Source organism: Rhodoferax sp. GT1R46 (genome assembly GCF_056521285.1).
Genome location: NZ_JBWMBC010000001.1, coordinates 768,696 through 791,059, shown reverse-complemented (window position 1 = coordinate 791,059; position 22,364 = coordinate 768,696). Strand labels below are relative to the sequence as shown.

General features: G+C 60.1%; 20 protein-coding genes. 7 read left to right on the top strand and 13 right to left on the bottom strand.

The genetic code is table 11. The features are described 5' to 3' along the window. Positions 1-7 precede the first annotated feature (7 nt). Both AC097W_RS03690 and gluQRS read left to right on the top strand, forming a co-directional pair. Positions 8-1,051 carry an NAD(P)/FAD-dependent oxidoreductase gene (locus tag AC097W_RS03690; protein ID WP_479600965.1) on the top strand — a complete coding sequence of 348 codons (1,044 nt, stop codon included), beginning with the start codon at positions 8-10 and terminating at the stop codon, positions 1,049-1,051. Then, positions 1,048-2,055: a tRNA glutamyl-Q(34) synthetase GluQRS gene (gene gluQRS / locus AC097W_RS03685; protein ID WP_479600964.1), complete on the top strand. Its 1,008-nt coding sequence runs from the start codon at positions 1,048-1,050 to the stop codon at positions 2,053-2,055. Before AC097W_RS03690 ends, gluQRS begins: the two co-directional genes overlap by 4 nt. Here the strand turns inward: gluQRS and AC097W_RS03680 are convergent. Further along, positions 1,952-2,611, bottom strand: coding sequence for an ankyrin repeat domain-containing protein (locus tag AC097W_RS03680; RefSeq protein WP_479600963.1), 660 nt, complete (start codon positions 2,609-2,611; stop codon positions 1,952-1,954). The genes gluQRS and AC097W_RS03680 overlap by 104 nt on opposite strands. 199 nt (positions 2,612-2,810) lie before the next feature. Here AC097W_RS03680 and AC097W_RS03675 point away from each other — a divergent pair, with 199 nt between their 5' ends. The 4 genes from AC097W_RS03675 (at position 2,811) to AC097W_RS03660 (ending at position 7,066) form a co-directional block, all read left to right on the top strand. Next, positions 2,811-4,538, top strand: coding sequence for an outer membrane protein assembly factor BamB family protein (locus AC097W_RS03675; RefSeq protein WP_479600962.1), 1,728 nt, complete (start codon positions 2,811-2,813; stop codon positions 4,536-4,538). Positions 4,539-4,669: 131 nt separating this feature from the next. Continuing rightward, positions 4,670-5,254: a c-type cytochrome gene (locus tag AC097W_RS03670; protein WP_479600961.1), complete on the top strand. Its 585-nt coding sequence runs from the start codon at positions 4,670-4,672 to the stop codon at positions 5,252-5,254. Positions 5,255-5,337: 83 nt separating this feature from the next. Then, a complete protein-coding gene (gene trmB / locus AC097W_RS03665) occupies positions 5,338-6,132 on the top strand; it encodes a tRNA (guanosine(46)-N7)-methyltransferase TrmB (protein WP_479600960.1) in 795 nt (264 codons plus the stop codon). Between the two features lie 16 nt (positions 6,133-6,148). Then, positions 6,149-7,066 (top strand): pseudouridine synthase, encoded by a 918-nt coding sequence (locus AC097W_RS03660; RefSeq protein WP_479600959.1) that lies wholly within the window; start codon positions 6,149-6,151, stop codon positions 7,064-7,066. A 6-nt stretch (positions 7,067-7,072) separates the two neighbouring features. Here the strand turns inward: AC097W_RS03660 and AC097W_RS03655 are convergent, their stop codons facing one another. The 8 genes from AC097W_RS03655 to AC097W_RS03620 form a co-directional block, all read right to left on the bottom strand. Continuing rightward, on the bottom strand, positions 7,073-8,752 hold the full coding sequence (locus tag AC097W_RS03655) for an AMP-binding protein (protein ID WP_479600958.1): 1,680 nt from the start codon (positions 8,750-8,752) through the stop codon (positions 7,073-7,075). Between the two features lie 133 nt (positions 8,753-8,885). After that, positions 8,886-10,037, bottom strand: coding sequence for a transglutaminase-like domain-containing protein (locus AC097W_RS03650; protein WP_479600957.1), 1,152 nt, complete (start codon positions 10,035-10,037; stop codon positions 8,886-8,888). A 121-nt stretch (positions 10,038-10,158) separates the two neighbouring features. Next, the gene (locus AC097W_RS03645) at positions 10,159-11,784 is read right to left on the bottom strand and encodes a class I adenylate-forming enzyme family protein (RefSeq protein ID WP_479600956.1); all 1,626 of its coding nucleotides are present in this window, start codon (positions 11,782-11,784) and stop codon (positions 10,159-10,161) included. A 13-nt stretch (positions 11,785-11,797) separates the two neighbouring features. Next, positions 11,798-12,451, bottom strand: a complete 654-nt coding sequence (locus AC097W_RS03640; RefSeq protein WP_479600955.1) for an ABC transporter ATP-binding protein — start codon at positions 12,449-12,451, stop codon at positions 11,798-11,800. An 18-nt stretch (positions 12,452-12,469) separates the two neighbouring features. After that, positions 12,470-13,225 carry an ABC transporter ATP-binding protein gene (locus AC097W_RS03635; RefSeq protein WP_479600954.1) on the bottom strand — a complete coding sequence of 252 codons (756 nt, stop codon included), beginning with the start codon at positions 13,223-13,225 and terminating at the stop codon, positions 12,470-12,472. Then, positions 13,222-14,208 (bottom strand): branched-chain amino acid ABC transporter permease, encoded by a 987-nt coding sequence (locus tag AC097W_RS03630; RefSeq protein WP_479600953.1) that lies wholly within the window; start codon positions 14,206-14,208, stop codon positions 13,222-13,224. The genes AC097W_RS03635 and AC097W_RS03630 overlap by 4 nt, the downstream gene beginning before the upstream one ends. Positions 14,209-14,211: 3 nt before the next feature. Beyond that, positions 14,212-15,099, bottom strand: coding sequence for a branched-chain amino acid ABC transporter permease (locus AC097W_RS03625; protein WP_479600952.1), 888 nt, complete (start codon positions 15,097-15,099; stop codon positions 14,212-14,214). Positions 15,100-15,112: 13 nt separating this feature from the next. Continuing rightward, positions 15,113-16,438, bottom strand: a complete 1,326-nt coding sequence (locus tag AC097W_RS03620; RefSeq protein WP_479600951.1) for an ABC transporter substrate-binding protein — start codon at positions 16,436-16,438, stop codon at positions 15,113-15,115. A gap of 236 nt (positions 16,439-16,674) precedes the next feature. On the opposite strand from AC097W_RS03620, the gene dinG reads away from it, so the two are divergent. After that, entirely contained in the window at positions 16,675-18,810 is a 2,136-nt protein-coding gene (dinG, locus tag AC097W_RS03615; RefSeq protein WP_479600950.1) for an ATP-dependent DNA helicase DinG, read from the top strand. On the opposite strand, the gene AC097W_RS03610 is transcribed toward dinG, so the two are convergent. From AC097W_RS03610 to AC097W_RS03595, 4 genes are read right to left on the bottom strand one after another with little or no spacing between them, the layout of a single operon-like run. After that, on the bottom strand, positions 18,789-19,493 hold the full coding sequence (locus tag AC097W_RS03610; RefSeq protein WP_479600949.1) for a TIGR02466 family protein: 705 nt from the start codon (positions 19,491-19,493) through the stop codon (positions 18,789-18,791). The two genes, dinG and AC097W_RS03610, sit on opposite strands and share 22 nt — an antisense overlap. Next, a complete protein-coding gene (locus tag AC097W_RS03605; RefSeq protein WP_479600948.1) occupies positions 19,490-20,164 on the bottom strand; it encodes a nucleotidyltransferase family protein in 675 nt (224 codons plus the stop codon). Before AC097W_RS03605 ends, AC097W_RS03610 begins: the two co-directional genes overlap by 4 nt. Before the next feature lie 59 nt (positions 20,165-20,223). Continuing rightward, positions 20,224-21,399, bottom strand: coding sequence for a vWA domain-containing protein (locus AC097W_RS03600; RefSeq protein ID WP_479600947.1), 1,176 nt, complete (start codon positions 21,397-21,399; stop codon positions 20,224-20,226). Positions 21,400-21,422: 23 nt separating this feature from the next. Then, positions 21,423-22,361 carry an AAA family ATPase gene (locus tag AC097W_RS03595; RefSeq protein ID WP_479600946.1) on the bottom strand — a complete coding sequence of 313 codons (939 nt, stop codon included), beginning with the start codon at positions 22,359-22,361 and terminating at the stop codon, positions 21,423-21,425. Between the last annotated feature and the right edge of the window lie 3 nt (positions 22,362-22,364).

Sequence of the window (22,364 nt, the reverse complement as noted above, 5' to 3'; positions counted from 1 at the left end):
AACGCCTATGACCGCTTCCAGACACATTGCCATCGTTGGTTCAGGCATGGCTGCCATCACATGCGCCCGCACGCTGGTGCAGGCGGGGCACCACGTCACGGTGTTTGAGAAAAGCCATACCGTAGGTGGCCGCATGGCCACGCGCAACAGCCCGTTCGGAACCTTTGACCACGGCGCGCAGTACTTCACCGTGCGCGACCCCCGTTTCATGCAAGCAATGCAGACGACGCCCAACCTGTGCAAGCCCTGGAGTGCAAACACCGTGCAGGTGCTTGATGAGCATGGCCGAGTCGCCGCCGCAGGCTTGCCCGCCCGCGAACAGCACTGGGTAGCCAAACCGCGCATGAATTCCCTGGTTCAAGGCTGGGCCAAACCGCTGGTGGATGGTCTGTGCGTGGAAATGCAGACCCGCGTGACCGCCATTGAGCCCGACGCCCTCAACCGCAAGCAATGGCAATTGCGCACCAGTGGCCCGCAAGACAGTTCCCACGTGTTCTCCGGATTTGATTCCGTGGTGCTGGCCATTCCGTCCCCACAGGCGCAGGATTTGCTCAAGGGCTGCAAAGCGGCAGCGCCCCTGGCCAAGAAAATCAGCAAAGTGACCGTAGCGCCCTGCTGGACCTTGATGCTGGCATTTCCACAAGCGGTACAACCTGGGCTGACCACGCTGGGCCCCCAGTGGAACGCAGCCCGTAGCTCGCACCACCGCATCGCCTGGTTGGCCCGCGAATCCTCCAAACCGGGCCGTGGAGCCGTAGAGCGCTGGACCGTTCAAGCCAGCGCGGCATGGTCGCAAGAGCACCTGCATGATGACGAGTCCCGCGTGCAAGCCAAGTTGCTCAAAGCCTTCTCCGAGGTCACCGGCATCCGCGCCGAGCCTGCGCACATCGACACCCAGCGCTGGATGTATGCGCAAACCACCAAGCCGCTCGGTCAGAGCCACTTGTGGGACGCCAAAACCGGTCTGGGCGTGTGTGGCGACTGGTGCCTGGGCCATCGCGTAGAAAACGCCTTCGTGTCCGGTCTGGAACTGGCGCTGTCGATGGCGTGAGCAATAAGGTTTCGTACCGGGGGCGGTTTGCCCCCTCCCCCACGGGCCCGCTGCATGCGGGCTCTCTGGTTGCTGCACTCGCCAGCTGGCTGGACGCACGGGCCCACGGCGGGAAATGGCTGGTGCGCATCGAAGACGTGGACACGCCGCGCTGCGTGCCCGGAGCCGACCAGACCATCCTGCAACAGCTCGCCGCCTGCGGCCTGCACCCCGACGAGCCACCGGTGTGGCAAAGCCAGCGCACCGCGCTGTACCAGCAGGCGCTGGACACGCTGCTCGCAAAGCAGCTGGCCTACCCCTGCGGCTGCAGCCGCAAAGACATTGAAACGGCCTTGCAGCGTTCGGGCCTGAGAAAACCCCGCCATGGCGAACTGGTCTATCCGGGTACTTGCCGCAACGGTCTGCACGGGAAGGAAGGTCGGGCCTGGCGGCTGCGCACCGAAATTTCAGTGCCGAAAAGGCCTGTAGCCCCCGTAGAATATGCGCAAGCAGCTACTGAAACCATAGCAAACGCATCGCCCGTCGTGCATTGGACCGACCGCCGTCTAGGGGCCCAACAGCAAGACGTGGCAGGCGCGGTGGGCGACTTTGTTCTCAAGCGCGCCGACGGGCTTTTTGCCTACCAGCTCGCTGTCGTGGTGGACGACGCTGCACAGGGCATAACGCATGTCGTGCGAGGCGAAGACCTCACGGACAACACCGCGCGGCAAATCCTGCTGCAACGTGCCCTGGGGTTGCCCACGCCCGAGTACCTGCATACGCCGTTGGTGCTGGACGCCCAGGGTGAAAAACTCTCCAAGCAAAATGGCGCCCAGCCGATTGACACTTCCACACCGCAAGCGGCGCACCATGCACTGGTCTGTGCGGCACGGGTACTCGGGCTTGAATGGGACGTTGACCTCACTCCAGCAACGACACCGCAACCTGTTGCTTGGCTTCCCGTGCCATTTCCAGGGCCGTCAATCCCCGGTTATCTTTCAGATTTTTTTCCGCGCCGTGGCTGAGCAGATAACGAACGATGTCATCTTTTCCGTAGGCCGCGGCCCACATCAAAAGCGTGAGCTTATTGTCAAGCGGCGCGTTGACGGAAACGCCGGCATTCAAGAGTTGCGCCACGCAAGGAAGACACCCATTGGCGGCGGCATATGTCGCTGCATTTTTCTTCACCCGATCAACCGGATCAAGACTTGCGCCAGCCTTCAGCAGTTTGCTGACAATGTCGGCGTTGCCAACAAAGCAGGCTCCCATCAGCGGCGTGACACCCGAAAGATTTCCCAGATTGGGATCAGCGCCAGCACTTAGCAACACATCCACCAATGCTTCATTGCCTTTGCTTGACGCCATGTTGAGAGGGGAATTGCCAAGCCTGTCGCGCGAGTTCACCGCCGCGCCTTGCTTGAGCAGTTGCGCTACGCGCTCAACTTTGCTCGCCTTGGCGGCAAGAACAAACTGGCCGTTGATGTTGATTTGGTCAGCCCCTTGTTGGGCGTGGGCAGTCAGGCCCAACACCAGACCCATCGTGAGCACTGCGTTACGTGCAACGAAACGAATTGCGTTCATCTACTTTCTCCCTTGGTTATCGATCGGAATGTTTACCTTTACGGGAGTATTCCCCCGCAGTCATTTAGAGCGCATTAGGGTAAGTACCATATTCCAACGCGATTGTTAGGACTACAAATCTCCAGGCGGGTAAGGTTCCGGTAAGAGCACCACTGCCACTGGTATTGCGTACCTATCCAACAAACAGGGGGGATCTGAAATGCGGAAAAATCTGTCACATATCGGAGTCACGGTAGCCGTGGCGTCATTCGCCTTTGCCGGAGTTGCATCAGCGGAAGAGATTCAAGGGCAAAAGGGCATGAGTGGCGGCGCCACCGCCCTTGCCAAAGGCATCAACGTCTCGCAGTCCCAACTGGACAAGGCGGGAAATCAGGGCAACGACTGGCTTCACACCAACGGCAATTACGACCAGACGCGCTTCTATCCGGGCAAGCAAATCAATACGTCCAATGTCAAGAACTTGCGCCCCAAGTTCACATTCCAGACCGAGGTTCTGGAATCCATGGAAACTGCGCCCATTGTGGTGGACGGCGTCATGTACATGACCACGTCGTACAACCATGTTTACGCTCTTGATGCGGTCACCGGCAAAGAGTTCTGGCACTACAAGCACAAGATGGGGCCGATTACGACCTTCTGCTGTGGCCCGAACAACCGTGGCGTGGCCATTGAGGGCGGCAAGCTGTTCATGGGCACACTGGATGCCCAATTGCTGGCCCTGGATGCCAAGACCGGCGCAGTCCTTTGGAAAACCGAGATTGCCGATCCCGAAAAAGGTTACAGCGAAACCATGTCACCTACCGTGGTGGGTGGCAAGGTTTTGATCGGAACCAACGGGGGCGAGTACGGAATCCGCGGATTTGTAAAAGCCTATGACTCAGCGACCGGCAAGCTGCTCTGGACGTTCCACACCATTCCTGAAAAAGGTCACGAGGGCGTCTGGGCCGTGAACGATGCGACTGGCCGGGACATGCACCGCGATATTGCCGCTGAAAAGGCACAGTTTGCGCGCGACAGTTCGTTCTACCAGACCCTTGGCGGCGGGGTGTGGATGAACCCCGCTGTGGACTTGAAATCACGAACGATCTTCTTTGTGGTCGGCAACCCATCGCCTGACCTTTACGGCGCGGAGCGCCCTGGAGACAACCTGTACACCGACTCGCTCGTTGCGGTCAATCTTGACACGGGTGCATACAAGTGGCACTACCAGTACATCGCCCACGATGTGTGGGATCTTGACGCGGTCAGCCCGCCCATTTTGGTGGACGTCAAAGACAAATCCGGGAAGACGGTGCCGGGTGTAATCCATGGCGGAAAAACCGGCCATGTGTATGTTCATAACCGTGAAACCGGGGATTTGATTCGATTCTCGGAGGCGATGATTCCGCAGGAAAACATGTGGGTCCTGCCCACAGCCAGTGGCGCGCGCATGCTGCCTGGCGCCAATGGTGGCGTGGAATGGTCTCCGATGGCCGTTAACCCCAAGCTGCATCTGACCTATGCCTTGAACCTTCACCAGCCCATGACCTACCACGTTGAAACGGCCAAGTATCCGGGCGGAAAACTGTGGCTGGGTGGCGCATTCAAGGTCATTGAAGGCGAAAAGCAATGGGGCCGTCTGGCGGCTGTGGACTACGACACCGGCAAAATGGCCTGGAAGTTTGATACGGAACAGCCCCTGATCGGCGGCGCATTGGCAACTGGCGGCGATCTGGTGTTTTATGGCGAAGGCAACGGATTGTTTCGTGCCTTGGACGCCCGAAACGGCAAGCTTCTCTGGGAACACAACTGTGGTGCCGGCGCAAACGCGATGCCCGTGTCGTACTCGGTTTCAGGTCGTCAGTACGTGGCCATGGGCTGCGGTGGCAACACACAACTCGACTTCAAGCGCGGCAACTCTCTGGTTGTTTACGCTCTGGATAAATAGTCTGACTATTTGACGCATTGCAAGGTGCGGTCTATGGAAAACGGCCACCCTGAAGGTGGCCGTTGTTTCGTGTGGCCATATTGCCAAATCACAGCCATTTCAGCTGGCTGAAACCCATGCAGGTCAGGTTCATGCGCACTACCACTTACCGCCATTTCTTCACGACTCTGTTGATCCTGTGCGCAGGCGTTGTCCACTCGCAGGATATTGAAGCCGGACGGGTAAAAGCGGAGGCCTGTGCAGCATGTCACGGAGCCGACGGCAATGCGGTGGCCAGCAACTTCCCGACGCTGGCCGGGCAAACATGGCGTTACCTCTACGTTCAACTGAAAGACTTTAAAGAAGGCCGAAGAATCAATCCCATCATGTCGCCCCTCACCGCCAACATGAGCCGGGAAGACATGATCAATATTGCCAATTACTTTGCAAAGCAAGTTGCCAAGCCCAACCCCTTTAAAACCAATGAGGAAAAGGTTCGCCTGGGCAAGGCAAAAGCCGATGAAACCCTGTGCACCATGTGCCACATGGGCGGGCTCGCAGGGCAAAATGAAATACCGAAGGTCGCTGGCCAGCAGTATGACTATGTGGTGCAGCAATTGCATGACTTCAAAGCGCGCACCCGCACCAACGACGCAGGCAATATGACGAGTGTTGCGCAAACACTGAGCGATGCAGACATCGAAAACCTGGCTCACTACATTGCAAGCTTGCGCTGACATCGCGTACTTGCAGCCTGGGGTTTAACAGGTCAACGGCCATCCGTCCCTACAATGCAGGCCACACTTATCACCGGCCCACCATGACTTCCGCATCCCCCGAGATTGACGCAACTGACGTAACCGACCCGACTGCTGCGACCGGCACACCCAAGCCCTTCATGCGCACTATCAAGAGCTTTGTGAAGCGCGCGGGCCGCACGACCGGTGCACAAGCCAAGGCGTTTGAAGACCTGGGGCCCCAATTCTTGCTGCCCTACCAGCCTTCTGCTATCGATTTGGAAGCAGTATTCGCAGGTTCCACGGCGGCTAGCGGCCCAAATGATGCAAAGAAAACTCCCGTAGTGCTGGAAATCGGCTTTGGCATGGGCGAAGCCACGGCCAAGATTGCGGAGTTGCTGAGCGACACAAACTTTTTGTGCTGCGAAGTGCATGAACCCGGCGTGGGCGCACTGCTCAAGCGCATTGGTGAGCAGAACCTGACCAACATTCGCATCTGCGCGCACGACGCGGTCGAGGTGATTGACCACATGTTGCCGACGCAAAGCCTGGACGGTGTGCACATCTTCTTTCCCGACCCCTGGCACAAGACCAAGCACAACAAGCGCCGCCTGATTCAGTCGCCCCTGATCGCCAAGCTGGCCCAGCGCCTCAAAGTGGGTGGCTACCTGCACTGCGCCACCGACTGGCAACCCTATGCCGAACAGATTCTGGAAGTGCTGACCGCCGAGCCTTTGCTCAAAAACCGCGCGCTGCTCACCCACCCGGAGCTGGCGGGCTATGCGCCCAAGCCGCATTACCGGCCCCTCACCAAGTTTGAGAACCGCGGCATCAAGCTGGGGCACGGCGTGTGGGATCTGGTGTTCGAGCGGATTTAACCGGGTTTGACCGGATTTGAGCCTCTACCGCCCTAACCCACCGCCCGCCCGCAGCGGGGTGGGGCCCAGTTGCGTCGTGCTTCCTGCAGGCCCGTGGGCCACCGTAATCGACTTTTTGGTGCAGCGCTTTCCTGGTGTTGCGGCGACCGTCTGGGAGCAACGCCTGCAGTGCGGCGACGTGGTGGATGACCAGGGACAGCAAGTGCTCCCCCATGCGGCCTACCTGTCCGGGCGCAGGCTGTACTACTACCGCGCAGTGGAGGCGGAGCCCCGTATCCCCTTCGAGGCGGTTGTACTGTGGCAGGACGACCATTTGCTGGTGGTGGACAAACCGCACTTTCTACCCGTCATGCCTTCGGGGAAATACCTGCAGGAAACCGTACTGATTCGGCTGAAAAATGCCCTCGGACTAAACGCCCTGTCCCCCATCCACCGCATCGACCGGGACACCGCCGGCCTGGTGCTGTTTTCCAAACAGGTCTCGACGCGCGGCGCCTACCAGGAGCTGTTTCGCACCCGGCAGGTCGACAAAACCTATGAATGCACAGCGCCCTGGAACCCGGATCTTCCATGGCCCGTGCGCCGTGAAAGCCGCATCGCAGCGGCAGACCACTTCATGCAACAAACCGAAGTGGAGGGCCCGCCCAATGCCCTGACCCACATTGCGCCTCTGGAAGTGCACGGGAAATGGGCGCGCTACCTGCTGAAACCCGTCACGGGTCAGCGCCACCAGTTGCGGGTGCACATGGCAGCGCTGGGCCTGCCGCTGGTGGGGGATGGAATTTACCCGGTGCTAACGCCTGAAGGCGTCACCAACCACGCCCTGCCCTTGCAGTTGCTGGCCAAATCCATCGCCTTCAAAGACCCTTTGAGTGGCGAAATGCGGCAGTTTGAAAGCCAGCGCCGCTTGCTACCGATTTCAATGATTGCGTAACCCGCCTCAGGCCCACTGCACTTTCGAGCGCCCCGCATACCAGCCATCCACCCGGGTGCCCACTTCACTCTCAATACGGGTACGTTTGATCTTCATGGTCGGGGTCAGGCAGCCGTTCTCGATGGTCCAGGGCTCTCGGGTGATCACAATCATCTGCAGCTTTTCATAGTCTGCCAATTCACTGTTCACGTCTTTGAGCAGTTGCGTCAATTGGGTCTCCACATCGGTGCGAAATGCCGCATCGCTTTGCTTGGGCCGCAGTTCTTCGGACAGCACCACCATGGCGTAGGCCGATGGCTGGCCCACACCCGACACCAGGCTCGTTTCGATCAGCGGGTGGGCGTTGATGCGGTTCTCGATGGGCGCGGGAGCCACGTATTTGCCTTTGGACGTCTTGAATAGTTCCTTCACGCGCCCGGTAATCTTCAACAGGCCATCGGCACGGCGCTCACCGCGGTCACCCGTACGGAAGTAACCGTCGTCGGTAAACACCTCTTTGTCCAGGTCCGGGCGTTTGTAGTAGCCCACCATTTGCCCGGGTGATTTGATCAGGATCTCGCCGTCCTCGCTGATGCGAACCTCCACACCTGGCAGGGGTACGCCGACGCAGCCGGGGGCATTGACCGTGGGCGTAGAGTTGTGGGAATAGGCGAAATCTTCCGTCATGGCATAGCCTTCTATCAGGTTCAGACCCAGGCGGCGATACCAGGAGATCAACTCTGCCGGTATGGGGGCCGAGCCGCTGCCCGCCAGCAAGGTCTGGTCCAGACCCAGGCCTTTGAGGACCTTGCGCCCGACAATGCGCCCCAGTATGGGGATGCTGAGCAAGCGGTCCAGTTTCTTGGGTGGCATCTTGGAGAAAACGCCGTGCTGAAATTTGAGCCACAGGCGCGGCACCGAGATAAAGGTGGTGGGCCGGGCACGGTTCAGGTCTTGCAGGAAAGTGTCCAGTGATTCTGCAAAGAACACATGGGTTTTGCCGTCTACCAGAGACGCGCATTCCACCCAGGCCCGCTCAAAGACGTGGGCCAGAGGCAGGTAAGACAAGATCCTGTTCTCGGTCTTGTCACCCAGCCGCGACTGCGTATCTTTCACAATGTTTTCGCTCGCGCGGGTGACGCGCTCAAAGCTGTGCATCACGCCCTTGGGCTGGCCGGTGGAGCCCGAGGTGTACATGAGGATCGCAATGTCAGTCGCCGCGCGCTGCACCTTGCCGGCCAAAGGTGCAGTGCGTGCAACGATGGCGTCCCAGGTCTCGTAACTGGTCTTGGGCGACAGCGGCAGGGCAATGCAGGGCAGCCCTGCGGGAATGCCGGGTTTTTGATGCTCCCAGGTATCGAGCTTGCCAATAAACAGCAGGCTGGCGCCACTGTGCTCCAGCACAAACCGAACGGTCTCGGCGGTCTCGGTGGGGAAAATGGCGACGGTGGTGCCACCCGCCATCCAGATGGCCAGCTCGGCCATGATGAAGTGCGCACTGTTCTTGGACAAAATGGCAATGCGCGCACCGGGCTCGAAACCCTGGGCTTTGATGTACGCCGCCATGCGACGCGACTGGTCCAGCACCTGGCGCCAGGTGTAGTCAACCACGTGCCCGCCACCCGTGGGCTGGGTCAGATAGACGGTATCGGGATGCGATGCTTCGTGCTCAAAAACGTAGTCGAGCATCAGCTTGGTAACGGCCATTGTCTTGTCTCCTGTTAGTTATCCCCAAAGAATAACCCAGAGAAAGGCCGTTTTAGCGATTTCTTGCCGAGAGGCCCCACGCCCCGTAGACCCTATTTACAGCAGGGTGTGGGGCCCGTGGGGCGGCCCCTGATCAGGCCTTGATTTCTTTGGCCGTAATCTGGTATTTGAAGTCGTCTGGCGCGTACGAATCAAACCGGCCCGCAGCGTTCTCGCCCGCTGGGTACATGAAGAAACCCAGCTTGGGTCCTTTGGAATGGGGAAGCACCACGTCGTGGGCTACGTTGTAGGCCATCCAGTTGCCTTCCCAGCCCCCAAAAAGACCCTTATTGACCGGTGCTACCAGCGGGTTTTGGGGCGATTTGATCCACTCGGGGGTTTCCTGGCGCATCACCTTGGCGACATCAGCCGGGTCCATTCCGACCCAACCATAGCCCGTGAGATAGACCTCGGCGCGGCAATGCTGCGCACCTTTGAGGCTGGCAGGGTTGCCGCCCAACTCGCGGTAACCAAAGGCACTGGGCACCATTCGTATGCCGTAGACGTCACGCGCAGGGATGCCAAGCGAGCGGCACATACCCACAAACAACGCATTCAAATCGGCACATTTACCGCCCAGGTTGCCCGTCTCCAGCATGGTCTTGATGTCGCCTTCGCCACACCCGCGGACCTTGGGTTCACGGAAGGTGTTCGCCACAATCCAGTCATAGAGCATTTGCGCTTTTTGCACATCAGTGCTGGCGCCCTTGGTGGCTTCAAGAGCCGTCTTGCGCACGATGCCGTCCGTGGGCAACAGGCTGGTGGGCTGGGTCCAGTATTTCAATGTGGTGGCGTCTTCCGCCACCGCCAGTTTTTGCGACCAGTTCTGCGCCCGGTTTTGGGTCTGAATGCGGCTGGTCAACTCGATAAACGGCTTGGCTTCGCTTTCAGCAAACTCCACGTACAACATCTTTGCGCCATATTTTTCGTCGTCTTCCATGCGTGCGGTGCCGTTGCTGGAATAGTTGCTTTCCAGCGACTTCTGCCAATCGCTGTTGACCGAAGGGATCGGCAACCAGACGCGGGTTACGCCCTGCGGCTTGGCAATGTCTACGCGGGTAGTGACCTCAAAGGTGCGCCAGACGCCCGGAACGGGGCTGAAACTGCGCTCGGCAACAGCCGCTGTTTGTGCAAAATTGATAGCAGGTAGCGTACTACCGGCGAGGGCTATAGCCGTATTCTTCAAAAATTTTCGACGTGAATCATCACGACCAAGGGTATACATATTGGCATTAACGGTGGTCATAAAAAGAACTCCGGATTGGGTGGAAAGGGGCGCAATCGGAGTAGGTAAAAATACCCCGACACTGGCACTGGCGAGCAAGGGTCAAGCCCCGGCGCGGCCTGATTATCCCCCTAAGGGTCGTTCAGCTTCCGAGCCTGTCGCGCATCAACCGCTTCATGAGTTTGCCATTGGCGTTGCGCGGCAACGGTCCATCGCACCAGGTGATGGTTTCCGGCACCTTGTAATCGGACAGCCGTGCTGCGCAGTGCGCACGCAGCGCGGCGTCATCGGGCTGGGCTGCAGGCGCATAGACAAAGGCGTGCACCCGTTCGCCCAGCACCGGGCAAGGCCTCGCGACAATCGCGGCTTCCAGCACACCAGGCCAGGTTGCCAGCACATCCTCAACCTCGATCGAGTAAATTTTGAATCCGCCCCGGTTCAGCATGTCCTTCTTGCGGTCGAACAAACGCACATAGCCCTCTGCATCGACCGACCCCAGGTCGCCCGAATGCCAATAGCCGGCGGTAAATGACGCAGCCGTAGCGTCAGGATTGGCCCAATAACCGGGCACCACCATGGGACCGCCAATCCACAGCTCACCCGTCTCGCCTGGACGCACTTCACAGCCGGATTCGTCCATCACGCGAATGTCCGCCGCTGGCAAGGCCACGCCCACGGTGTCGGCATGGGCACGGGTGCCGCCAGCCGGCATCATGGTGGTGGGAGACGTGGTCTCGGTGGCACCGTAGGCGTTGATCAGCGTGAGGCCCGGCAACCGCGCGGCCAGTGCGTCGATGGTGGCGATGGGCATGGGTGCACCGCCATAACCCCCAATGCGCCAGGCGCCAAGATCTGCCTCGCTGAAGCTCGGGTGCAACAGGCACAGGTTGTACATCGCAGGCACCATCAGCGTATGCGTGACGCGCTCTGCTTGCATCAGCGCAATAAACGATTCGGCCTTGAAAGCCGGCACGATCACGATCGTTCCCCCCACATGCAACATCGCCGCAATGACAGCAATCAGCCCCGTCACGTGGCTGGCAGGAACAGCGAGGGCCGAACGGTCATTTGGCCCCAACTGCATACACGCCTGGTAGTGCAGCACGGAGTGGGCAATATTGAGGTGTGTGAGCATGGCCCCCTTGGGGTGGCCAGTGGTGCCCGAGGTGTAGAGGATCACCGCCGTGTCGGTCTCCGCCACGTCGGCTGGCAGCAGCACAAGCCCATTGCTGGCCCGATTGCCTGCCCCATTACCTGCCATCAGCGAGGCCCATGGCACACAGCCTGGCGCTTCGCCCATGACACAACGCAGCCGCAGATCTGGTGCCTCATCCCTATCCGGCAAGCGGTCGGCCAGCGTGGCTTCGGCAACGATGGCCGTCGCTCCGCACTGGCGCGCAATATAGGTCAAGCCCGGCTTCTGTTCGCGCACGCCCACCGGCACGGCAATGGCACCCAGCCGCTCCAGCGCCAGCAGCGTGAAGACAAACTCAGGGCGGTTGTCGATCAGCATCACGACGCGGTCGCCAAGGCCCACCCCATGCCCGGCAAAGCCGGCCGCCACCTTCTGCGCGATGGCATCGCAATGTGCATAGGTCCAGTGCTGCCCTTCAAAGGTCAGCGCCTGGGCATCGGGCCTGCGGGCCAGCGAAGCCGCAAACAGGGCATGAAAGCTCTTGGGCCGCTCGGAAAAACAGCGCACCAGGCGATCCCCGTAGAGCGCCTCATGCTGCATCGCGGGCACCGGGAAGCCTCGCCAGTGCGTCATACCGGCATCCGCCTCATGCAGTGACCGGCGCCACGTTGGTGCCGCGCTCGATCACGAATTCCGTGTCGACCAGTTTGCGTGAATGGTTGAGGTCGCTCTGCGCAATCAGCACCGAGGTCGCGCTCCCTTTCAAGCCCGCGATCACCTCGCCCAGACGCTTGGACAAGGCTGGTGCAACACCTTCAAACGGTTCATCCAGAAGCAAAAGCCGGGTGCCAACTGCCAGCGCGCGCGCCAGTGCCACCAATTTTTGCTGGCCACCCGAGAGCAGCAGTGCACGGCGCTCGCGCATTTCCTGCAGTTCTGGCAGGACGCGATACACCAGCGCCAGCCGATCGGACTCGTTGAGTGCCTTGTTGACCCACACCGGTACCAGAATGTTCTCTTCCACTGTCAGCTCAGGTACCAGCCCGCGGTCCTCCGGCATGTAGCCAATGCCCAGCGCAGCACGCGCATGGAGCGGCACTGCCGCCAGATCTTGCCCATCAAAGGTAATGCGGCCTTGTGTAGGTTTCAGATGGCCCATGACCGTGCGCAACAGTGTGGTTTTACCGGCCCCATTGCGCCCGATAAGCCCCACCATCGTGCCATCGGCCACGGTGAGCGATAGCCCACGCAGCGCAACCACCGACTGGATGGACACGTGAACGCCTTCAACTTTCAGCATTTTTTGGGTCTCCCATGCCTATTCCTGCAGCAACTCGCCGGTGACATACCGCCGTACATCGTCGTTTGCCAGAGCAGCCGTGGGAGCGTCATCCGCGATGATGCGCCCGCTGTAGAAAGCCACTACACGGCTGGCGTGGCGTGCCACGATGTCCATATCGTGCTCCACAAAAAGCACGGTCGTGGACTGCTCATGCCCTAGTGCGGTCATGATGGTGTCCATCATCGGAAACTTCTCTTCAGCAGAAACTCCGCTGGTGGGCTCGTCCAGCAACAGCAGCTTGGGCGACCCGGTGAGCGCCATCGCAATGTCGAGTAACTTGCGCACGCCACCGGGCAATTCGGCGACGCGGCGATCGCGGTGCTCAGTCAAGCGAAAGCGGTCCAGCAGCACCTCAGCACGCTCCACGGCGGCACTGCGCCGAGCCGGTTGCCAGAAACTCAGCCGCTGATCGTGGCACGCATTGGCGACCAGCATGTTGTCCAGTACCGTCAGGTCGCCGTACAACTGGGGAATCTGAAACGACCGCGCCACGCCAAGCCGGGTAATGGCACGAGGCTGCAATGCGGTGATATCGCGGCCGTCAAAGAAAATGTGACCGGCATCCGGCTTCAGATAACCGGTGATCATGTTGACAAAGGTCGTCTTGCCGGCCCCGTTGCTGCCGATCAGGCTGACGCGCTCACCGGGCTGAATACGGATGTTGATATCCGCCGCAGCCACCACCGCGCCAAAACGCTTGCCAAGCCCTCGTGCTTCCAGAATGGCCGTCATCGCGTTCTCCCGCGCACCCACAAGGAGCCAATGCCCCGGGGCAGGAATCGGATCACAAACAGCAGGAACAGGCCCAGGGCGAGCTGCCAGGTGTTGGGGAAATAGGTGCTGGAAAACGAGCGCACCACCTCCAGCACGGTGCTGGCCACAAACACCGCAATCACACTTTGCCAACCGGCCAGGATCGCGACAAATACGAACTCGCCCGAGGTGGTCCAGAAACTGAAATTGGGCTCGATATGTCCGAGCGCCATCACAGCCAGCGCGCCGCCCAGGCCGCCGCAAAACGCGGCGAGAATGAAATTGATGGCCATGGCATGCCGCACGGAGCCCCCAAGGTACTCCACCCGCAGTTCGTTCTCGCGCACGGCCAATGTAATCAGACCGCGGGTGCTGTCGAAGTACACCCGCGCCAGCAACGCCATCACCGTGGACACCACAATGGTTAACAAATACAGGATGTAGCCAACGCGCTCGTCAGGCAAGCGTTGGCCGAACAAGGTTGGACGGCCCAGGTTGAACCCGTCTGAGCCGCCCAATACCTCGAGCTTCATGAACAAGCCATAGGTCACCATCGACAAAGCGAGCGTCAGCATGGCAAAAAAAATGCCGCGGTAGCGCGAAAGCAGTGGTGCAAAGGGGGCTGCCACAAGGGTTGCCATCACACCGCCAGCCAAGGTGAGCCCCAGGGCATCGGTGAAACCGAGCTTGTTGAAAAGCAGTGCGGCGGTATAGCCACCGGCGGCAAACACCATGCCTTGGCCGAAGGGGACCACGCCGCCCCGCATCAGCACCACGATGCCCAGGGACACCAGGCCATTTGCCGCCGCCATGGTGATCAGGAACGTGAGCCACTTGGGCATCACCAGACCGCCGGCGGCCAACAGGATGCAGCAAGCCAGGCCCATGGCTACCGTCCGCCAGCGGGCTGATGTCAGATCGGCTGGAGGAGCCCTATGGGAGAGAGGAAGAATAGCCGCCATGCGTTAGATCTTTCGCGCCTGAATGCGCTGGAACAAGCCTTCGGGCCTAAACATCAGCACAACGGCCATCACGATGTAAATGGAAAAAAGTTCGGCCACCGGCGCCAGATGAACGGCCAGGGAGCGTGCCATGCCAACAATCAGCGCTCCGGCAGCGGCGCCCTCAATACTGCCCAGCCCACCGATGATCACCACTGCAAACGAGACGATGATGACCCCCACCGAAACACCGGGTTGTACCGAGATCATGGGGGCGGTAAACGCTCCGCCAATGGCCGCCAGAAATATGCCGACCGAAAAAGCCAGCATGTACACCCGCGAAACATTGACACCCATGCTCGACGCCACTTCCGAACTGTGAATGACCGCCAGCACGATCTTGCCGTGCCGCGTGCGGTTGAGCCCCCACCACACCACCAGGCCGATCAGCACTGCCAATGCCACCAGCGCAAAGTCGTAGCCCACATAAGTCTGCTGGCCAATATCAATGCTGCCGAACAGCGTGTAGGGCTCTGACACATAGTACGGATTCGCCCCCCAAATCAGCTTGGTAACGTCCTCCATGATCAGGAACATGGCATAGGTCACCAGCACCAGCAGCACTTCGTCACGTCCGTAAAAGAAGCGCAACAGCCCGCGCTCCGTCAATGGCGCGACCACCGCTGCCACCGCAACCGCCGCCAACAGCATGGCCACCAGTGAGTAAGCCGGCGCCCAGTGCATAGACGCCGTCCACCCCACAAAACTGGCCGCCGCATAGGCGCCCAGGGCGTAAAAACTGCCATGGGCAATGTTGAGAATTTTCAACACGCCAAAGACCAGCGTGAGCCCCAAGGCAACAATGAACAGCCACGACGCGTAGGTCAGGCCGTCGATCAGGATGGTGATCATGGTTGGACGACCCTCAAGGGCAGCCTTTGGCCCCAGGGAATCCCGCCTTGATCCACTCCTCAGACTTCATGTTGGCTGGCGGATTGACGCATTCGGCCGGAAAACGCTGAATATCATCCAGCACCACCATCTTCTTGGCAGCATCAAAACGGGTCTTGCCAATCGCGGTGTCCTGAATCGCCTGGTGACCATTTCCCAGCACCATACGGATTTTTCCGGCTGGAGAATCCCATTCAGCGCCCGTCAGTGCAGCGGCCAATTGCTCGGCGGAAGGCTTCTTGCCACCGTTGGCTGCCATGGCTTTTTCAACCGCCAGCTTCAGGCCCAGCAGCGACTGCACCATGCGGTACGGTGCCTGCACGGGGTACACGCTGTAAGCCTTGCTATAGATATCCCACCACCAGTCGTTAAGCGCCGACTTGGGCGACATCAGGCCATAGGCACCCCGCGCACCGATGATGGCGCCATCGGGCATTTTTTCACCCAGTCCAGGCAGCACATGGTCAGCGGCCGACAGCACTACCTGCGATTTTTTGAACAGACCGCGCGGGCCAGCCTGAAGGATGAACGCCTGCAGATCACCGCCCCACAGGCTGCTATGGGTAATGTCGGCCGGCTTGGCCATCAATGCCGAGATCTCAGTGCCATATTGACCCGCACCGAACTTGGGCAACTGGTCCTCACCGGCTTTGGCGTTGGGGTAGAGTTTTTCCATGGACCAGGTGAAGTCCTTCTTGGAATCCTGGCCCCAGGCATAGTCCTGGTTGATCATGTTGAAGGTCTCAACCTTCACGTTGCGCGCCTTCAGATAACGCGCCAGCGCCACGTTGTCCATGGTGGCGTGGGCTGCGGTTCGGAACACATAGTTGAGCTTGTTGTCCTCAAAGATGCGGGGCGTGCCACAGTCATACAGGATCAAAAATTTCTTCATTTCCTCCGCCACGGGCGCCACCGCAAGGCAATCTCCGGAGCCGACATAGCCAACGACCGCGTCGACTTTTTCGCGGTCGTACAAATTGCGCAGTTCTTGTACCTGCTTGGTAGCGCCACCGTTCTCATCCACAAATACCGGTTCGATTTTCATGCCGCCAAAGCCGGTCTTGTTGTAGGGTGCTGGCGCCGTGCCTTTGTTGAAGGCGTCTATCACCACCTTGGCGCCATTGACTGCGGGAATGCCGAAACTCTCCGCGGCCTGGCCCGACAGAAAGCTCACAATTCCGACCTTGAATGTTTCCTGTGCCTGCACCCCACCCGCCGCGCAAAGCACCGCCACAGCGCTTATTACCGATCGCGCAGCCCCACGCTGCCAAGTATTTGCCAAACCTTGCTGTCTTGCCATGCTTGTCTCCTGATGATCGCCCGGATTGGGCAGAAGTAAAGTCCATCTTTGCCCGACTAGCGGCCCGGCATGGAGGGCACAAACCCTATACTTCAGTCATCTCTGTGACAGCAGGTGTCGCACGCTTCGCTGAGGCGATGCTGCACAGGCGGCGAACTCTGTCTGGCGGTCGGTCGCAGCGGCGCGACCCCTGAACGCACCGCTCTTGCCTGCACACTTTACCGGATGAATATTTCTTGAACTCTGATTCCCTGGCTGCGCTATCGCTAGCGGCCTTTGAAAAAGTCGTCGGCGCCACGTCTGGCTTTCGCGCCCGCCCGGGCCAGCACGACATGGCCGCCTGCGTTGCTACCACCCTGGCGCGCGCCGACCTGGGAGAGCATCCCGCGCCCACCAAGGCCATTGCCGTGATTCAGGCAGGTACCGGCGTGGGCAAGTCGGCAGCCTATGCCTCCACGGCCATTGCGCTGGCGCTGGAACGCAAAACCAGAGTCTTGATTTCCACCGCCACGGTCGCGCTGCAGGAGCAACTCATGACCAACGACCTGCCTGCTTTGGCAAAAACCATGGACAAGCCCTTTGCGTTTGCCTTGGCCAAGGGCCGGGGCCGCTATGTGTGCAAGCTCAAACTGGAGCGTCTGGTCGGTACGGGCGCGGGCAGTGACGAGCTGTTTGATGCCGACGATGATGCGCCCGCGCCTTCCCGCTATTCCTCCCCTCTCTCGGAAGAAGCGCTGGAAGAACGTCGTACCAAGTTGTACGAAACCATGGCGTCCACTTTGGCCACTGGCAATTGGGACGGTGACCGTGACACCCTGGCGGAAGCACCTGACCCGCGCGATTGGTCCGTGGTGGCCGCTGAGCGCCACACGTGTACCGTGCGCCACTGCCCGCGTTTTCGGGATTGCAGCTATTACGAAGCCCGCAACCGGCTGGCCGAAGCCAATGTCATCGTCGCAAACCATGACCTGGTGTTGGCATCGTTGGGAATGAAAACCCTGCCCGATCTGGACAACTGCCTGGTGATTTTTGATGAAGGCCACCACTTGCCTGCCGTCGCACTGGACCAGTTCTCCAGCGCCATGGACTTGAGCAATCTGCGCTGGCTCGACAAGTTGCCCAAAATTTTGCAGGAGGTCAGCAGCAAGCTGAACCTGCACCTGGGTGAAGACGTCAACACCGTGACCAGCCAGCTCAAGGGTGCCCTGACGACACTGGCCCGCATGGCCATGGACCTGGTGTGGGCACAGACCGGCAAAAACGCACATGGAGAAGGGCAAGACGGGACCCTGCGTTTTGCCAATGGCAAGCTGCCCGAGGACCTGGCGGACCCGGTCACGCAAATACAGGCGCAGGCAAATGGCCTGTCCACCACCCTGGAAGCGCTGGGCCTCGAAGTAAAAGCCGTAGCCAAGGAAGACCCCAGCCAGGCTGTTCTGTGCGCGCAGCTTTATACCAAGCTGGGTAGCCTGGCGCCCCGACTGGGCAGCGTGGTTTCCACCGCCAGCCTGCTGCTGGAGCATGGCGATCAGCCGCTGGCCAAATGGTTGCAGGCCGAGAGCGAGCATGGATATCTGACCATGACCGCACACGCGTGCCCCATTGTTCCGGGCGATTTGCTGCGTCAATTCTTGTGGAGCAAGGTGCGTGGCGCCGTGGTCACCTCGGCCTCGCTCACCAGTTGTGGCAATTTCGATTATTTTTTGAAAGAAGCCGGGCTCTCCAATAACCCCAATGTGCAGGCGCTGGAAGTCGCCAGTCCCTTTGACTACGCGAAGCAAGGCACGCTGACCGTGGTGCATACCGTCGCCGAACCCAAGAACGCCGATGCCTACACCGCCGAGATGGTGCACGCCCTGATGACCGATATTGAACAGGTCAAGCGCGGCGCGCTGGTGCTGTTTACCTCACGGGCACAGATGCGTGCCGCAACCGAGGCGCTGCCAGGCTACCTGCAGGACATGGTGTTAGTGCAGGGCACGCAATCCCGCGCGCGCCTGCTCAGCAGTCACATGGCGCGCGTGGAGTCCGGTATGCCATCGGTGTTGTTTGGACTTCAGTCGTTTGGCGAAGGGCTGGATTTACCGGGCGCATTGTGCGAAACCGTGTTCATAGCCAAGTTGCCGTTTGCGCCGCCGTCGGACCCCGTGGACGAAGCGCGCGCCGAGTGGCTGCGCACGGTGGGACGCGACCCCTTCAATGAGCTGGTGATTCCCGCCACCGGCATCAAGCTCTTGCAGTGGACCGGCCGCGCCATCCGCACCGAAGAAGACCACGCGCAAGTGATCTGCTACGACAAGCGCCTGACACAAACGGCTTATGGTCGCCGAATGCTCTCAGGGTTGCCGCCCTATCGGCTGGAGAAACGATAGAGCTGATCACCCTCAGGTGAGCGGATCTGCGCATTGAAGGACACGATGATGCGGTCTTTTTCACCCGAGTACGGCAGGGCCTTGTGGGGCAGGAATGCAGGAAACAGCACCAGATCACCCTCTTGGGGCGTGACGTCCCAGGTGGACTGCTGCATAAAGGCGTTGCCCATATCCATGTGCGCCCCACCCAGCAGGGGAAACATGGGGCTGTAAAAGCGCGTGGCACCGTTGAGTGCACCGAATTCAGGGTGGGCCTGGCGCTCGGCCACAGGGTCAATTTGCACGTAATACACGCCCGACCACGAGCAATTGCCATGGGTGTGAATGTCGTGAAAGGCGGCGCCATTCTGTATCTGGAACCAGACACCCATCAGTTCCAGTTGCAAACCATGGCGGCCTTCGGGCCACACGCCAGCGTTCGCCTCCTTGGCGGTGGACTGCAGGGCGCCAGCGATGAACTGGAGCAGTTCGCGAAACTCGGGCAAGTCCACACGCGATAACAGGTCATCGCTACTTGCGTAAAAGTGGCCACCACCCGCCTCAGATTTCGCTACAGAATCAGTAGCGCGCATCACAGTGAATACGAGGGCTAGCGTCTCATTTACCTCTTTAGCGCGTGCAAACCGGTGCACCGCGAGCGGCACGGGCCAGTGCCGCTGCAAATGTCCGTTGTCCGCATTCAAACCGGTACCTCGTGCTTGGGCAGCTCCAGCTTCCAGCCGGTGCGCTGGGCCAGTTGCTCCAGGTCTTTCAGGGTGTCCAGATCGGTAATAAAACGGGTGTTACTGGTCTCAAAAATGTGCACCAGCTCCGGCTGGCGCTCTATCAGGTTGCGGCAGGCCAGGTTGGTGTCACTGGACAAAATTTGGGTGCGCGCCACATCATCCAAAAGTATCGGATTGCCCCGTTGACCATTGACCACCGGCACCACCACGTTGCCCCTGGGGCGCTTCTTGAAAGCAGAGATCAACTCGGTCAGGTCGCTTGCGCCAATCAGTGGCTGGTCAGCCAACGCCACCAACACCAGGTCAAAGTTGCCGATCAAGGCCGTCAGACCCACCCGCACCGAGCCTTGCTGGCCCTGCGCGTAGTCTGGGTTGTGGACGACGGTCACGGGAAAGGTCTGCACCGCAGCCTCCACTGCGTCTCTCGCGTAGCCCGTCACCACCACGACCTCGTCCACCCCCGCACCGCTAAGTGCAATGAGTTGACGGTTAATCAGTGGCACGCCTTGCAGCGTGATGAGCGGCTTGGCCACGCCACCCATGCGCAAGCCCTCGCCCGCTGCGAGCAATACCGCACCGACGCGTAGACGGGCATAGAGGCCGCCGCCTTGTTTGAGTAAGCATCCCATGGGGGTTATTCCTTTGCAAATGAAACGATTGCGTGTGGGGGTGTTGTGCAGGCAAGTTCTCAGGCCAGTAACGATGGCAGACGCGCAAGACTTTGCAGATTGTGCGCCGGCAGGAATCGAGATATATAGGGCAAGGCCAGGCGGATTGCCTCGGACTGCGGCACTTGCACTGTCGGGTGCAGCCAGCAGACCCGCGCGCCCCGGGCTCGCACCTGGGCCAATGCGTCGGCCAGTGCTTGCGGCTCATCGGTGTCATAACCATCGCTGAACACCATGAACAGATCGCCACGCGCAATCGAGCGGCCCAGATGCAACTGCAGTGTTTCCTGTACGCAGGTCGCAATGCGGGTGCCACCACCGAATCCAAACGTCACGGCGTTGACCTTTTCCTGCACCCGTTCGCTGCGGCGTTTCATCAGCGGCGTGACATCCGCAACGCTGGTGTGAAAAACAAAGGCCCGCGCATCCATCACTTCGACAAAAGCACGGCTCAGGCGCAAATAGAACTGCGCGTGCACTTCCATGGAGCGACTCACGTCCACCAGCACCACGACCTTGGGCTGTCGGCGCTTGCGGCGCACATGGTGTAACTTGACCAACTCGCCCCCTGTGGACATGGCCAAGCGCAACGACCGGCGCACATGGATGCTGCCTTTATCGCGGTGGTTCTCCAGGCGACGCATCAGCTGGGCGCGCAATCGGCGTTTGAGCGCCTCGACCAGCGGCTCAAATCGGTCCATATCGCCGGGCATCCAGTCGGCAAAGTCCCGCTCGTCCATAGGCGCAGTTGCGCTGGCGCCGCCCTGCGCGCGTTGCGGCACATCGCTGTCCTCCAGTTCACCCATGCCAGGCTGATCCGCCATACCCAGCGAGGGCTTGGGCGGGCCTGGCGCGGCCGGTGGGCTGGGCGGGCTTTGTCCCATCTCGCTGTGCATCTGCTGCACCAGCTCCGGCAACGAGCGCCCGCGCTGCGTCATTCCTGAGCTTTTTGTTGACGCTTTGACCTTGTAGGGAAACCAGAATGCCTGGTGCAACTCGGGGTACTTCACCCACTGCTTGCGGCTGCCGGACGCAATACCGCGCCACAGCGCCTCAATACGCGGCCACTGATTTAAAGGTAACGTCGCTGCCGCCCGGATCATCAACTCCAACTCGGCATAGCCCAGGGCAAATCCGTGGTCCCGCAGGTAGTGGGCGAAGTCACCCAGTGTCTGCCTGGGATCGGTAGCCTTCACGGGAGCCTCACTTCAGCGCTGGTCTAGCTGCGCGCCATTGCGCCAGCCACGCCAACATCCTGGCCCATGCGCGGCCCGTCCATCAGTTTGCCAATGCGCTCAGAGGTCACTTGCCAGGTATCGTTGCGCGTTTTCAGCAGCGCTGCCAGCGTCGGCACCAAAGCCTGTGGATCGACTGGCAACTCACCATGGCCCAGCTTGAACAACACCCGCACCCAATCCAGGGTCTCGGCAACCCCTGGTGTCTTGTCCAGGTCTTCCTTGCGCAGCCGCTGCACAAAGGCGACGGCCTCTTCCACCAGTCGCGTGGCCGCCTCGGGTACCAGCGTGCGAACTATCTGGGTTTCCCGCGCCAGCGTGGGAAAGTCCACGTAGTGGAAAAGACACCGCCTGCGCAGCGCATCGGACAAATCACGGGTGCCGTTGCTGGTCAGAATGACCAGCGGCTTGCTGCGCGCAGTAAGCGTGCCAATTTCCGGCACCGTCACCTGGTATTCCGACAGCATCTCCAGGAGGAAGGCTTCAAAGGCATCGTCCGCCCGGTCGATCTCGTCGATCAGCAACACACACGGTTCGGGTGATCGAATCGCCTGCAATAAAGGGCGCTCCAGCAGATAGGCTTCAGAAAACAGGTTTTCACGGAGTGCCAGGCGGTCCGCCTGGCCCGCTTCGGCCATGCGGATTTCCAGCAATTGGCGGCTGTAATTCCACTCATAGACCGCTTGGCTCAGGTCAAGGCCTTCATAGCACTGCAGCCGCAAAAGCGGTCGGACCAAAGCCTTTGCACAGGCACTGGCAATCGCTGTTTTCCCGACCCCTGCCTCTCCCTCCAGCAGCAGGGGACGCTCCAAAGCCAGGCCCATCCAGACCAGACTGGCCAAGTCTTCATCCGCAATGTAGCCCGCTCGAAACAGACGCTCGCGCAACCCGTCAGGAGAAGCCAGCGTGCCGGGCATTTCCATACC